At 54.4% G+C, this 13,786-nt stretch carries 10 protein-coding genes, 4 tRNA genes and 2 rRNA genes; all 16 read left to right on the top strand.

Annotation, left to right across the window (positions count from 1 at the left end; all coding sequences use genetic code 11):
* The first annotated feature begins 7 nt into the window (after positions 1 to 7).
* The 16 genes from DKY63_RS17040 (at position 8) to rpoB (ending at position 13,752) form a co-directional block, all read left to right on the top strand.
* A 23S ribosomal RNA gene (locus tag DKY63_RS17040) occupies positions 8 to 2,899 on the top strand.
* Positions 2,900 to 3,045: 146 nt separating this feature from the next.
* Positions 3,046 to 3,161: ribosomal RNA gene (gene rrf, locus DKY63_RS17035) — 5S ribosomal RNA — on the top strand.
* Between the two features lie 135 nt (positions 3,162 to 3,296).
* On the top strand, positions 3,297 to 4,256 hold the full coding sequence (gene birA, locus DKY63_RS17030; protein ID WP_110965141.1) for a bifunctional biotin--[acetyl-CoA-carboxylase] ligase/biotin operon repressor BirA: 960 nt from the start codon (positions 3,297 to 3,299) through the stop codon (positions 4,254 to 4,256).
* Positions 4,246 to 4,995 (top strand): pantothenate kinase, encoded by a 750-nt coding sequence (locus DKY63_RS17025; protein ID WP_110965140.1) that lies wholly within the window; start codon positions 4,246 to 4,248, stop codon positions 4,993 to 4,995. The genes birA and DKY63_RS17025 overlap by 11 nt, the downstream gene beginning before the upstream one ends.
* Positions 4,996 to 5,002: 7 nt before the next feature.
* On the top strand, positions 5,003 to 5,443 hold the full coding sequence (locus DKY63_RS17020) for a hypothetical protein (RefSeq protein WP_110965139.1): 441 nt from the start codon (positions 5,003 to 5,005) through the stop codon (positions 5,441 to 5,443).
* Positions 5,444 to 5,584: 141 nt separating this feature from the next.
* A tRNA-Tyr gene (locus DKY63_RS17015) sits at positions 5,585 to 5,669 on the top strand.
* A 23-nt stretch (positions 5,670 to 5,692) separates the two neighbouring features.
* Positions 5,693 to 5,766 (top strand) — tRNA-Gly (locus DKY63_RS17010).
* A gap of 26 nt (positions 5,767 to 5,792) precedes the next feature.
* Positions 5,793 to 5,868 (top strand) — tRNA-Thr (locus DKY63_RS17005).
* A gap of 173 nt (positions 5,869 to 6,041) precedes the next feature.
* Positions 6,042 to 6,117 (top strand) — tRNA-Trp (locus tag DKY63_RS17000).
* A gap of 44 nt (positions 6,118 to 6,161) precedes the next feature.
* Entirely contained in the window at positions 6,162 to 6,530 is a 369-nt protein-coding gene (gene secE / locus DKY63_RS16995; protein ID WP_110965138.1) for a preprotein translocase subunit SecE, read from the top strand.
* 9 nt (positions 6,531 to 6,539) lie between these two features.
* Positions 6,540 to 7,073, top strand: a complete 534-nt coding sequence (gene nusG, locus DKY63_RS16990; protein WP_007957598.1) for a transcription termination/antitermination protein NusG — start codon at positions 6,540 to 6,542, stop codon at positions 7,071 to 7,073.
* 117 nt (positions 7,074 to 7,190) lie between these two features.
* Complete coding sequence (gene rplK, locus DKY63_RS16985) at positions 7,191 to 7,622, top strand: 50S ribosomal protein L11 (protein ID WP_007933726.1); 432 nt, start codon at positions 7,191 to 7,193, stop codon at positions 7,620 to 7,622.
* Entirely contained in the window at positions 7,622 to 8,317 is a 696-nt protein-coding gene (gene rplA / locus DKY63_RS16980) for a 50S ribosomal protein L1 (RefSeq protein WP_110965137.1), read from the top strand. Before rplK ends, rplA begins: the two co-directional genes overlap by 1 nt.
* Before the next feature lie 198 nt (positions 8,318 to 8,515).
* Entirely contained in the window at positions 8,516 to 9,016 is a 501-nt protein-coding gene (gene rplJ / locus DKY63_RS16975; RefSeq protein WP_110965136.1) for a 50S ribosomal protein L10, read from the top strand.
* Between the two features lie 78 nt (positions 9,017 to 9,094).
* Positions 9,095 to 9,460, top strand: a complete 366-nt coding sequence (rplL, locus tag DKY63_RS16970) for a 50S ribosomal protein L7/L12 (RefSeq protein ID WP_007957596.1) — start codon at positions 9,095 to 9,097, stop codon at positions 9,458 to 9,460.
* Positions 9,461 to 9,678: 218 nt separating this feature from the next.
* Positions 9,679 to 13,752: a DNA-directed RNA polymerase subunit beta gene (gene rpoB, locus DKY63_RS16965; protein ID WP_110965135.1), complete on the top strand. Its 4,074-nt coding sequence runs from the start codon at positions 9,679 to 9,681 to the stop codon at positions 13,750 to 13,752.
* The last annotated feature ends 34 nt before the right edge of the window (positions 13,753 to 13,786 follow it).

The following is a 13,786-nucleotide window of genomic DNA, read 5'->3' as shown; positions in this document are numbered from 1 at the left end:
GTTATATGGTCAAGTGAAGAAGCGCATACGGTGGATGCCTTGGCAGTCAGAGGCGATGAAAGACGTGGTAGCCTGCGAAAAGCTTCGGGGAGTCGGCAAACAGACTTTGATCCGGAGATGTCTGAATGGGGGAACCCAGCCATCATAAGATGGTTATCTTGTACTGAATACATAGGTGCAAGAGGCGAACCAGGGGAACTGAAACATCTAAGTACCCTGAGGAAAAGAAATCAACCGAGATTCCCTTAGTAGTGGCGAGCGAACGGGGACTAGCCCTTAAGTGGCTTTGAGATTAGCGGAACGCTCTGGAAAGTGCGGCCATAGTGGGTGATAGCCCTGTACGCGAAAATCTCTTAGTCATGAAATCGAGTAGGACGGAGCACGAGAAACTTTGTCTGAATATGGGGGGACCATCCTCCAAGGCTAAATACTACTGACTGACCGATAGTGAACTAGTACCGTGAGGGAAAGGCGAAAAGAACCCCGGAGAGGGGAGTGAAATAGATCCTGAAACCGTATGCGTACAAGCAGTGGGAGCAGACTTTGTTCTGTGACTGCGTACCTTTTGTATAATGGGTCAGCGACTTATATTCAGTGGCGAGCTTAACCGAATAGGGGAGGCGTAGCGAAAGCGAGTCTTAATAGGGCGTTTAGTCGCTGGGTATAGACCCGAAACCGGGCGATCTATCCATGGGCAGGTTGAAGGTTAGGTAACACTGACTGGAGGACCGAACCGACTACCGTTGAAAAGTTAGCGGATGACCTGTGGATCGGAGTGAAAGGCTAATCAAGCTCGGAGATAGCTGGTTCTCCTCGAAAGCTATTTAGGTAGCGCCTCATGTATCACTGTAGGGGGTAGAGCACTGTTTCGGCTAGGGGGTCATCCCGACTTACCAAACCGATGCAAACTCCGAATACCTACAAGTGCCGAGCATGGGAGACACACGGCGGGTGCTAACGTCCGTCGTGAAAAGGGAAACAACCCAGACCGTCAGCTAAGGTCCCAAAGTTATGGTTAAGTGGGAAACGATGTGGGAAGGCTTAGACAGCTAGGAGGTTGGCTTAGAAGCAGCCACCCTTTAAAGAAAGCGTAATAGCTCACTAGTCGAGTCGGCCTGCGCGGAAGATGTAACGGGGCTCAAACCATACACCGAAGCTACGGGTATCACTTAGGTGATGCGGTAGAGGAGCGTTCTGTAAGCCTGTGAAGGTGAGTTGAGAAGCTTGCTGGAGGTATCAGAAGTGCGAATGCTGACATGAGTAACGACAATGGGTGTGAAAAACACCCACGCCGAAAGACCAAGGTTTCCTGCGCAACGTTAATCGACGCAGGGTTAGTCGGTCCCTAAGGCGAGGCTGAAAAGCGTAGTCGATGGAAAACAGGTTAATATTCCTGTACTTCTGGTTATTGCGATGGAGGGACGGAGAAGGCTAGGCCAGCTTGGCGTTGGTTGTCCAAGTTTAAGGTGGTAGGCTGAGATCTTAGGTAAATCCGGGATCTTAAGGCCGAGAGCTGATGACGAGTTACCCTTTGGGTGACGAAGTGGTTGATGCCATGCTTCCAAGAAAAGCTTCTAAGCTTCAGATAACCAGGAACCGTACCCCAAACCGACACAGGTGGTTGGGTAGAGAATACCAAGGCGCTTGAGAGAACTCGGGTGAAGGAACTAGGCAAAATGGCACCGTAACTTCGGGAGAAGGTGCGCCGGTGAGGGTGAAGCACTTGCTGCGTAAGCCCACGCCGGTCGAAGATACCAGGCCGCTGCGACTGTTTATTAAAAACACAGCACTCTGCAAACACGAAAGTGGACGTATAGGGTGTGACGCCTGCCCGGTGCCGGAAGGTTAATTGATGGGGTTAGCTAACGCGAAGCTCTTGATCGAAGCCCCGGTAAACGGCGGCCGTAACTATAACGGTCCTAAGGTAGCGAAATTCCTTGTCGGGTAAGTTCCGACCTGCACGAATGGCGTAACGATGGCGGCGCTGTCTCCACCCGAGACTCAGTGAAATTGAAATCGCTGTGAAGATGCAGTGTATCCGCGGCTAGACGGAAAGACCCCGTGAACCTTTACTATAGCTTTGCACTGGACTTTGAATTTGCTTGTGTAGGATAGGTGGGAGGCTTTGAAGCGTGGACGCCAGTTCGCGTGGAGCCATCCTTGAAATACCACCCTGGCAACTTTGAGGTTCTAACTCAGGTCCGTTATCCGGATCGAGGACAGTGTATGGTGGGTAGTTTGACTGGGGCGGTCTCCTCCTAAAGAGTAACGGAGGAGTACGAAGGTGCGCTCAGACCGGTCGGAAATCGGTCGTAGAGTATAAAGGCAAAAGCGCGCTTGACTGCGAGACAGACACGTCGAGCAGGTACGAAAGTAGGTCTTAGTGATCCGGTGGTTCTGTATGGAAGGGCCATCGCTCAACGGATAAAAGGTACTCCGGGGATAACAGGCTGATACCGCCCAAGAGTTCATATCGACGGCGGTGTTTGGCACCTCGATGTCGGCTCATCACATCCTGGGGCTGAAGCCGGTCCCAAGGGTATGGCTGTTCGCCATTTAAAGTGGTACGCGAGCTGGGTTTAGAACGTCGTGAGACAGTTCGGTCCCTATCTGCCGTGGACGTTTGAGATTTGAGAGGGGCTGCTCCTAGTACGAGAGGACCGGAGTGGACGAACCTCTGGTGTTCCGGTTGTCACGCCAGTGGCATTGCCGGGTAGCTATGTTCGGAAAAGATAACCGCTGAAAGCATCTAAGCGGGAAACTTGCCTCAAGATGAGATCTCACTGGAACCTTGAGTTCCCTGAAGGGCCGTCGAAGACTACGACGTTGATAGGTTGGGTGTGTAAGCGCTGTGAGGCGTTGAGCTAACCAATACTAATTGCCCGTGAGGCTTGACCATATAACACCCAAGCAATTTGCGTCGAAAGGCCAGATTGCGGTGTGTGAAGACGCAATGAACCGAAAGTTCGCGCAACTCGCAAACACCGACAGCTGTCACATACCCGATTCGCTGGAACGTCGAAAGACGCGTCAGCTCAAGAATTTCTTGACGACCATAGAGCATTGGAACCACCTGATCCCATCCCGAACTCAGAAGTGAAACGATGCATCGCCGATGGTAGTGTGGGGTTTCCCCATGTGAGAGTAGGTCATCGTCAAGATTAAATTCCGAAACCCCAATTGCGAAAGCAGTTGGGGTTTTGTTTTTGCGCACGGAAAAGTTCGTTTCGCCACATTTCTATGCAACAGCTCTGGGCGTGGCTATTATGCGGGCCTCATTGTGAGGCGAGATTTGCATGCTGACGTTGTTAAATCTACTTAAGGATGGTCGATTCCATTCGGGCCAGGCTCTGGGTTCTGCCTTGGGCGTCAGTCGCAGTGCTGTGTGGAAGCAGCTTCAGCAGTTGGAGGCTGAACTGGGATTATCCATTCACAAAGTACGAGGGCGCGGCTATCAATTGGCGGCACCTTTGACGTTGCTCGAGCCAGCTGAGGTCAGGGGGGCGATGCCGTCCTGTGATTGGCCTGTCCTTGTCTTCGACTCTATAGATTCCACGAATGCTGAGGCCTTGCGGGCTATCGAGAGGCGTGAGGCTGCACCTTTTGTTGTGCTTGCTGAGCGGCAGATGGCCGGTCGAGGGCGGCGTGGTCGAAAGTGGGTGAGCCCGTTCGCAGAAAACATCTACTACAGCTTGGTGTTGCGTATTGACGGTGGAATGCGCCAGCTGGAAGGTTTGAGTCTTGTTGTTGGGCTTGCGGTCATGCAGGTATTGCGTGAGTTTGGTATTCCGGGTGCGGGTTTGAAGTGGCCCAATGACGTCCTGGTTGGCCAGAAAAAGATTGCAGGGATACTGCTTGAGTTGGTTGGAGATCCTGCCGATGTATGTCACGTGGTGTTGGGTGTCGGTATTAATGTGAACATGCAGATGTCTGATGAGGTCGATCAACAATGGACGTCAATGCGTCTGCAGGCTGGCAAGGCATTTGATCGCAATCACTTGGTCGCTGAGCTCTGTGCAATGCTGCAGAAATACTTGGAGCGACATCAGGCTGGAGGTTTTCCAGCGATCCAGGCTGAGTGGGAGCAAAATCATCTGTGGCAGGGGCGCGCAGTGTCGCTAATTGCGGGGGCCAATCAGATTGATGGTGAGGTGTTGGGTATCGATAGTCAGGGCGCCCTGCGGCTGAAGGTGAGTGGTGTGGAAAAGGTCTTCAGTGGTGGTGAGCTCAGTCTGAGGTTGCGCAATGATTCTTGAGCTCGACTGTGGAAACAGCTTCATCAAGTGGCGCGTGCTCAATGCGAGCGCTCGTCTAGTGGTTGGAGAGGGTGTTGTTGATTCGGACCTGGCGCTGCTGGAGGGGGTGAAAGCGCTCAACGGCTTATCTCTAAGGTTTTGCCGGCTAGTGAGTGTTCGGACCGCCGGGGAGACCGATGTTTTAATTGCTTTGTTAAAGGCAGCCTTTGATGTTTCGGTGGTCTGTGCTGCTCCGTCGCGTGAGATGTCCGGTGTTCGCAATGGTTATGAGGAATTTGAGCGGCTGGGGCTTGATCGCTGGCTTGCCTTGATGGGCGGGTATCATTTGGCCGCAGGTGCGTGCCTGGTGTTGGACTTCGGTACGGCGGTTACGGCGGACTTCGTTGCTGCGGACGGTGAGCATCTTGGTGGATTCATATGTCCAGGTATGCCATTGATGCGTAATCAGCTCCGTACTCACACTCGCAAAATTCGTTACGGAGACCTCGCTGCGGAGCAGGCCTTGGAAAGTCTCGTTCCCGGTCGCACAACGGTTGAGGCGGTGGAGCGGGGCTGTCTATTGATGTTGCACGGTTTTGTTTTCACACAGCTTGAACTGGCGCGTAGCTATTGGGGGGGGGATTTCGCGATTTTCCTTACGGGTGGTGATGCCTCTCTTGTGTCGGAGATCGTACCTGAGGCCAGGGTGGTTCCGGATCTGGTGTTCGTTGGTTTGGCCATGGCCTGCCCTTTGCCCTGAGGTCCTTATGCGTTGGTTGTTTCTGCTGTTGATTGTTCTTAACGTCTTTTATTACATCTGGCATCAGCAAGAGGCGCCTCTGCGGGCAAAGGATGTAACGCCCTTGAGTTTGTATCGAGGGGGGCAGCAGGACATTCGGCTGCTGAGCGAGGCGCCAGGTACAGCCAAGGATAGCGGCAAGGCGGCTCAGTCGGATGCCGGGTGCCTGTATCTAGGTGGTTTTGCCCGTCAGGACGCTGCTCAGGGGCTTGAGCGCAGGCTGACGGGGATGGAGGTCAAGTTTCAGTCGCTGCCGAAAGCGGGCTCTGAAACCGCGTCGTACTGGGTGCGTGTAGCTCCAGAAAGCAGGCGTTGGCTGGATGATCTGCAGCTGCAAAACCTTTCTAAAGAATTCAATGAGTTAAAACATAAAATAATGCCTTGTGAGGGGGTTGCGCCCTCCGAATAGTTTGCATAGAATGGCGCCCGCTCCACAGCGAAGACCTTAAGCGGAAAACGATGTGAGGCAAGTCAACGCAGCTAAGCTCAGGATTTTAATGAGAAAATGCTTGACAGAAGGCTGGCATAGTATAGAATGCCGGCTCGCTTAGGAGGGGTTCCCGAGCGGCCAAAGGGATCAGACTGTAAATCTGACGTCTACGACTTCGAAGGTTCGAATCCTTCCCCCTCCACCATTTTAGCGAGAGCTGCAAGCCTCGCGGGTATAGTTTAGTGGTAGAACCTCAGCCTTCCAAGCTGATGATGCGGGTTCGATTCCCGCTACCCGCTCCAAGTTTGCAGGTTTTGCACGGTGTTACGCTCTTGTAGCTCAGTTGGTAGAGCACACCCTTGGTAAGGGTGAGGTCAGCGGTTCAAATCCGCTCAAGAGCTCCATATGACAAGGCAGATATGAAAATATCTGCCTTTGTTTTAATGGCCTGCAGTGGTTGTGTTGCACTTTGGTGGTGGCGCCTCAGGTGTCGGAAGTGTCGATTTAGCCGGGTCATTGAGTAGGTTGTTGTAAAGTCTCCTTCGGGCCTGCATAATGGTCGGCCTGATTTTGTTTTAGGTCAGTAGCTCAATTGGCAGAGCGACGGTCTCCAAAACCGTAGGTTGGGGGTTCGATTCCCTCCTGACCTGCCAGATTCCCAGGGGTGTCTGGCTTTCTTTTCACAGGATCCTCATAGATGACTCCTAAAGCTGAAGCTCAAGGCTCTCGCTTCGATCTGCTCAAGTGGCTAGTGGTAGTCGCTTTGGTGGTTGTTGGCGTTGTTGGCAATCAGTACTTCTCTGCTTCGCCGATCCTGTACCGTGTGCTTGCTTTGCTCGTGATTGCTGCTGTAGCTGCCTTTGTAGGCCTGCAGACAGTTAAGGGCAAGTCTTTCTTTGTTCTGGTCAAGGAAGCGCGCACCGAAATTCGTAAAGTCGTATGGCCAACTCGCCAGGAAACCACGCAGACCACGTTGATCGTTGTGGCTGTTGTTTTGGTTATGGCGTTGCTGTTGTGGGGGCTTGATTCCCTGCTCGGCTGGCTTGTTTCCTTGATTGTCGGTTAAGGGTGTCCCGTGGCTAAGCGTTGGTATGTTGTTCATGCTTACTCGGGTTACGAGAAGCATGTGATGCGTTCGTTGATCGAGCGTGTAAAGCTGGCTGGCATGGAAGATGGCTTCGGCGAGATTCTGGTTCCCACTGAAGAAGTGGTTGAAATGCGTAATGGCCAGAAACGCAAAAGCGAGCGTAAGTTCTTTCCAGGCTATGTGCTGGTTCAGATGGATATGAACGAGGGTACCTGGCACTTGGTCAAGGATACTCCTCGCGTGATGGGCTTCATTGGCGGAACTGCCGATAAGCCTGCGCCGATCACAGACAAAGAAGCAGAAGCGATTCTGCGCCGAGTTGCAGACGGTAGTGACAAGCCGAAGCCGAAGACATTGTTCGAGCCGGGTGAGACGGTGCGTGTCAATGACGGTCCATTCGCTGACTTTAATGGTGTTGTAGAAGAAGTTAACTACGAAAAGAGCCGGATCCAGGTCGCAGTGCTCATTTTCGGTCGCTCTACTCCGGTAGAGTTGGAGTTCAGTCAGGTCGAAAAGGTCTAGCTGAGCAAGCATCCCAACCCCGCAGCCGTAGGCTGTGGGGTTTTGTCGTCACTGGGATAAACGCGCAAGTAACCGGGGAGCCTTTCGAGGCGTTTGAACCCGTAATTGGAGTGCCTCATGGCCAAGAAGATTACCGCTTACATCAAGCTGCAAGTGAAGGCCGCTCAGGCTAACCCAAGCCCACCTGTTGGTCCTGCTCTGGGTCAGCACGGCGTGAACATCATGGAGTTCTGCAAGGCTTTCAACGCCCGTACTCAGGGTCTTGAACCAGGTCTGCCAACTCCAGTGATCATCACTGTTTACAGCGACCGTAGCTTCACATTCGAAACCAAATCCACCCCTGCTTCGGTTCTGCTGAAGAAGGCGGCCGGTCTGACCAGCGGTTCCGCTCGTCCGAACACCGTTAAGGTTGGCACTGTGACCCGTGCTCAGCTGGAAGAAATCGCGAAAACCAAAAACGCGGATCTGACTGCAGCTGATATGGAAGCAGCCGTGCGTACTATCGCCGGTTCTGCTCGTAGCATGGGCCTTAACGTGGAGGGTGTGTAATGGCTAAGCTGACCAAGCGTCAAAAGGCTATCGCCGAGAAAATCGAAGCGGGCAAGTCCTACAACTTCGAAGAGGCCGCGAATCTGCTGGCTTCGCTGCCAGCGGCCAAGTTCGTCGAGTCGTTTGACGTTGCTGTTAACCTGGGCGTTGACCCACGTAAATCCGACCAGGTCGTTCGTAGCGCTACTGTGCTGCCACACGGCACTGGCAAGACTGTTCGCGTTGCTGTGTTCACCCAGGGTCCAGCTGCTGAGGCCGCTCTGGCTGCCGGCGCTGACCGCGTAGGTATGGACGAACTGGCTGCCGAAATGAAAGGTGGCGACCTGAACTATGACGTAGTAATTGCATCTCCTGATGCGATGCGCGTTGTAGGTCAACTGGGTCAGATCCTCGGTCCACGTGGTCTGATGCCTAACCCTAAAGTCGGCACCGTAACTCCAGACGTAGCTACCGCGGTTAAAAACGCCAAGGCTGGTCAGGTTCGTTATCGCACCGACAAAAACGGCATCATCCACACTTCCGTTGGCAAGATCGGCTTCGATGCCGTCAAGCTGAAGGAAAACGTTGAAGCACTGATCGCTGATCTGAAGCGTATCAAGCCAGCTTCCTCGAAAGGTATCTACGTCAAGCGCGTTACCCTGAGCACCACTATGGGCCCAGGTCTGGTTATCGATCAGAGCTCGCTGGACGCGTAAGACGCGAATTGGCGCAAGCGATTGCGCTAATTGAAAAATTGGGGTCCCTGCCTGGCGGGGGCTATCCAAGACCGTAGGCGGCGAAAGTCTTAAACCACAAGCCTACGCAGATGGTGCTCCCGGTTCCTTACCGAATCAGACACCAAAACGACATCCGGTTTCGACCAGATGAAACGGTAACAAGCAGGAGTTAAACCCGTGGCAATTAAACTCGAAGACAAGAAGGCCATCGTCGCTGAAGTCAACGAGGCTGCCAAAGTCGCTCTGTCCGCTGTCGTGGCTGATGCCCGTGGCGTAACAGTAGGCGCAATGACCGGACTCCGTAAAGAGGCTCGTGAAGCTGGCGTATACGTGCGTGTCGTACGTAACACCCTGCTCAAGCGCGCTGTTGAAGGCACTGAGTTCAGTGTCCTCAATGACGCGTTCACCGGCCCTACCCTGATCGCTTTCTCCAACGAACACCCGGGCGCTGCTGCTCGTCTGTTCAAAGAGTTCGCCAAGGGTCAGGACAAGTTCGAGATCAAGGCAGCTGCGTTTGATGGCAAGTTCCTTGCCGCTAACCAGATCGACGTGTTGGCTACTTTGCCGACCCGCGACGAAGCTATTGCGAAACTGATGAGCGTGATCCAAGGCGCTACCAGCAAGCTGGCTCGTACCCTGGCAGCCGTTCGCGACCAGAAAGAAGCTGCTGCAGCCTAAGGCGCAGTCGAATCTTTCAAAATCATATGTTTAATTTGATGGCTGCGTAGGCTGTCACCCCAATACAGGATTCAAGTCATGTCTCTGACTAACGAACAAATCATCGAAGCAATCGGCCAGAAAACCGTTCTGGAAGTTGTAGAGCTGATCAAAGCAATGGAAGAAACCTTCGGCGTGACCGCTGCCGTTGCTGCTGCTGGTCCAGCTGCTGCTGCCGCTGTTGTTGAAGAGCAAACCGAGTTCAACGTTGTTCTGGTTGAAGCCGGCGAGAAGAAAGTAAACGTGATCAAGGCAGTTCGTGAACTGACTGGTCTGGGCCTGAAAGAAGCCAAAGAGAAAGTCGACGGCGCTCCTCAGGTTGTAGCTGAAGGCGTTTCGAAAGAAGCTGCTGAAGACGCTAAGAAGAAGCTGGAAGAAGCAGGCGCTAAAGTCGAGCTGAAGTAAGCATCGACTTTGCTCCTCCAGCCCGAGCGTCAAGCGAAAGGCTGATGGCTGGTGGTTTATGCCACCGGCCTTTTTCCGTTATTGGCAGTCGACTGGGTCGATGCTAATAACGAGCTGTACCACCCGATGCGGTGGCGCAAACCATGGGGTTTGCACGATTTTCTGGCTACTCCCGTCGGGAGGGCCAAACAAGCAGGTGACCAAGCTGGGGAACGCTGATGGCTTACTCATATACTGAGAAAAAACGTATCCGCAAGGACTTTAGCAAGTTGCCGGACGTCATGGATGTGCCTTATCTCCTGGCCATCCAGCTGGATTCGTATCGTGAATTCTTGCAAGCGGGAGCGACTAAAGATCAGTTCCGCGACGTGGGCCTGCATGCGGCCTTCAAATCCGTTTTCCCGATCATCAGCTACTCCGGCAACGCTGCGCTGGAGTACGTCGGTTATCGCCTGGGCGAACCGGCATTTGATGTCAAAGAATGCGTATTGCGCGGTGTAACTTACGCCGTACCTTTGCGGGTAAAAGTGCGCCTGATCATTTTCGACAAAGAATCGTCGAACAAAGCGATCAAGGACATCAAAGAGCAAGAAGTCTACATGGGTGAAATCCCCCTGATGACTGAAAACGGTACCTTCGTAATCAACGGTACCGAGCGTGTGATCGTTTCCCAGCTGCACCGTTCTCCGGGTGTGTTCTTCGACCACGACCGTGGCAAGACGCACAGCTCCGGTAAGCTGCTGTACTCCGCGCGCATCATTCCTTACCGCGGTTCGTGGCTGGACTTCGAGTTCGACCCGAAAGACTGCGTATTCGTGCGTATCGACCGTCGTCGCAAGCTGCCTGCATCGGTACTGCTGCGCGCGCTCGGCTATACCACTGAAGAAGTGTTGGACGCGTTCTATACCACCAACGTTTTCCATCTGAGCGGCGAAACCCTCAGCCTGGAGCTGGTGCCTTCGCGTCTGCGTGGCGAAGTTGCCGTTCTGGATATCCAGGACGACAACGGCAAGGTCATCGTTGAGCAGGGGCGCCGTATTACTGCGCGCCACATCAACCAGATCGAAAAAGCCGGCATCAAGATGCTGGACGTGCCGCTGGACTACGTTCTGGGTCGTACCACCGCCAAAGCCATCGTGCACCCGGCTACAGGTGAAATCCTGGCTGAGTGCAACACCGAGCTGAGCACCGAGATCCTGGCAAAAATCGCCAAGGCTCAGGTTGTGCGCGTCGAGACGCTGTACACCAACGACATCGACTGCGGTCCGTTCATCTCCGATACGCTGAAGATTGACTCCACCAGCAACCAACTGGAAGCGCTGGTCGAGATCTATCGCATGATGCGTCCTGGCGAGCCGCCAACCAAAGACGCTGCCGAGACCCTGTTCAACAACCTGTTCTTCAGCCCTGAGCGCTATGACCTGTCTGCGGTCGGCCGGATGAAGTTCAACCGTCGTATCGGTCGTACCGAAATCGAAGGTTCGGGCGTGCTGTGCAAGGAAGACATCGTCGCGGTACTGAAGACCCTGGTCGACATCCGTAACGGCAAAGGCATCGTCGATGATATCGACCACCTGGGTAACCGTCGTGTTCGCTGCGTAGGCGAGATGGCCGAGAACCAGTTCCGCGTTGGCCTGGTACGTGTTGAGCGTGCGGTCAAAGAGCGTCTGTCGATGGCTGAAAGCGAAGGCCTGATGCCGCAAGACCTGATCAACGCCAAGCCAGTGGCTGCGGCGGTGAAAGAGTTCTTCGGTTCCAGCCAGCTGTCCCAGTTCATGGACCAGAACAACCCGCTGTCCGAGATCACCCACAAGCGTCGTGTTTCTGCACTCGGCCCAGGTGGTTTGACTCGTGAGCGCGCCGGCTTTGAAGTTCGTGACGTACACCCGACTCACTATGGTCGTGTATGCCCGATCGAAACGCCGGAAGGTCCGAACATCGGTCTGATCAACTCCTTGGCTGCGTATGCGCGTACCAACCAGTACGGCTTCCTTGAGAGCCCGTACCGTGTGGTGAAAGACGCTCTGGTTACCGACGAAATCGTATTCCTGTCCGCCATCGAAGAAGCTGATCACGTGATCGCTCAGGCTTCGGCCACGATGAACGAGAAGAAATACCTGGTCGACGAACTGGTAGCTGTTCGTCACTTGAACGAGTTCACCGTCAAGGCGCCAGAAGACGTCACCTTGATGGACGTATCGCCGAAGCAGGTAGTTTCGGTTGCAGCGTCGCTGATCCCGTTCCTCGAGCACGACGACGCCAACCGTGCGTTGATGGGTTCGAACATGCAGCGTCAAGCTGTACCAACCCTGCGTGCTGACAAGCCGCTGGTCGGTACCGGTATGGAGCGTAACGTAGCCCGTGACTCCGGCGTTTGCGTCGTGGCTCGCCGTGGTGGCGTGATCGATTCCGTCGACGCCAGCCGTATTGTTGTTCGTGTTGCAGATGATGAGGTCGAAACCGGCGAAGCGGGTGTCGACATCTACAACCTGACCAAATACACCCGCTCCAACCAGAACACCTGCATCAACCAGCGTCCGCTGGTGCGTAAGGGTGATCGGGTTCAGCGTAGCGATATCATGGCCGACGGCCCGTCCACCGACATGGGTGAACTGGCTCTGGGTCAGAACATGCGCATCGCGTTCATGGCATGGAACGGCTTCAACTTCGAAGACTCCATCTGCCTGTCCGAGCGTGTGGTTCAGGAAGACCGTTTCACCACGATCCACATTCAGGAACTGACCTGTGTGGCACGTGACACCAAGCTAGGCCCAGAGGAAATCACTGCGGACATCCCGAACGTGGGTGAGGCCGCACTGAACAAGCTGGACGAAGCCGGTATCGTTTACGTCGGCGCCGAAGTTGGCCCGGGCGACATTCTGGTGGGCAAGGTCACTCCGAAAGGCGAGACTCAGCTGACGCCGGAAGAAAAACTGTTGCGTGCGATCTTCGGTGAGAAGGCCAGCGACGTTAAAGACACCTCACTGCGCGTACCGACCGGTACCAAGGGTACTGTCATCGACGTTCAGGTCTTCACCCGTGATGGTGTTGAGCGTGACAGTCGTGCCCTGTCGATCGAGAAGAGCCAGCTCGACGAGATCCGCAAGGACCTGAACGAAGAGTTCCGTATCGTTGAAGGCGCTACTTTCGAACGTCTGCGTTCCGCTCTGGTCGGCCACAAAGCCGAAGGCGGTGCCGGTCTGAAGAAAGGCCAGGACATCACCGACGAAGTCCTCGACGGTCTTGAGCATGGCCAGTGGTTCAAACTGCGCATGGCTGAAGATGCTCTGAACGAGCAGCTCGAGAAGGCTCAGGCCTACATCGTTGATCGCCGCCGTCTGCTGGACGACAAGTTCGAAGACAAGAAGCGCAAACTGCAGCAAGGCGATGACCTGGCTCCGGGCGTACTGAAGATCGTCAAGGTTTACCTGGCAATCCGTCGTCGCATCCAGCCGGGCGACAAGATGGCCGGTCGTCACGGTAACAAGGGTGTGGTCTCCGTGATCATGCCGGTTGAAGACATGCCGCACGATGCCAATGGCACCCCGGTCGACGTGGTCCTCAACCCGCTGGGCGTACCTTCGCGTATGAACGTCGGTCAGATCCTTGAAACCCACTTGGGCCTCGCGGCCAAAGGTCTGGGCGAGAAGATCAACCGCATGGTCGAAGAGCAGCGTAAGGTTGCTGAGTTGCGTACCTTCCTGGACGAGATCTACAACCAGATTGGCGGTCGCAACGAAGCGCTGGATACGTTCTCCGACCAGGAAATCCTGGATCTGGCTCAGAACCTGCGTAACGGCGTACCAATGGCTACTCCGGTGTTCGACGGTGCCAAGGAAAGCGAAATCAAGGCGATGTTGAAACTGGCAGACCTGCCAGAGAGCGGCCAGATGCAGTTGACCGACGGCCGTACCGGCAACAAGTTCGAGCGTCCAGTTACCGTTGGCTACATGTACATGCTGAAGCTGAACCACTTGGTAGACGACAAGATGCACGCGCGTTCTACCGGTTCGTACAGCCTGGTTACCCAGCAGCCGCTGGGTGGTAAGGCGCAGTTCGGTGGTCAGCGTTTCGGGGAGATGGAGGTCTGGGCACTGGAAGCATACGGTGCCGCTTACACTCTGCAAGAAATGCTCACAGTGAAGTCGGACGATGTGAACGGCCGGACCAAGATGTACAAAAACATCGTGGACGGCGATCACCGTATGGAGCCGGGCATGCCCGAGTCCTTCAACGTGTTGATCAAAGAAATTCGTTCCCTCGGCATCGATATCGATCTGGAAACCGAATAACACGTGACGCGAATCGAGAGCGGGGCAAGATTGC

The sequence above is a fragment of the Pseudomonas putida genome (genome assembly GCF_003228315.1).
GTDB lineage: Bacteria > Pseudomonadota > Gammaproteobacteria > Pseudomonadales > Pseudomonadaceae > Aquipseudomonas > Aquipseudomonas putida_S.
Note: the sequence above shows the minus strand (reverse complement) of the source record. Positions and strands in the feature narration are given on the sequence as shown.

Bases quoted from the DNA above. Each gene is read 5' to 3' on its own strand.
- DKY63_RS17025 (WP_110965140.1), top strand. From the start codon at position 4,246: ATGATTCTTGAGCTCGACTGTGGAAACAGCTTCATCAAGTGGCGCGTG.
- rpoB (WP_110965135.1), top strand. From the start codon at position 9,679: ATGGCTTACTCATATACTGAGAAAAAACGTATCCGCAAGGACTTTAGC.
- DKY63_RS17020 (WP_110965139.1), top strand. From the start codon at position 5,003: ATGCGTTGGTTGTTTCTGCTGTTGATTGTTCTTAACGTCTTTTATTAC.
- rplL (WP_007957596.1), top strand. From the start codon at position 9,095: ATGTCTCTGACTAACGAACAAATCATCGAAGCAATCGGCCAGAAAACC.
- secE (WP_110965138.1), top strand. From the start codon at position 6,162: ATGACTCCTAAAGCTGAAGCTCAAGGCTCTCGCTTCGATCTGCTCAAG.
- rplK (WP_007933726.1), top strand. From the start codon at position 7,191: ATGGCCAAGAAGATTACCGCTTACATCAAGCTGCAAGTGAAGGCCGCT.
- birA (WP_110965141.1), top strand. From the start codon at position 3,297: ATGCTGACGTTGTTAAATCTACTTAAGGATGGTCGATTCCATTCGGGC.
- rplA (WP_110965137.1), top strand. From the start codon at position 7,622: ATGGCTAAGCTGACCAAGCGTCAAAAGGCTATCGCCGAGAAAATCGAA.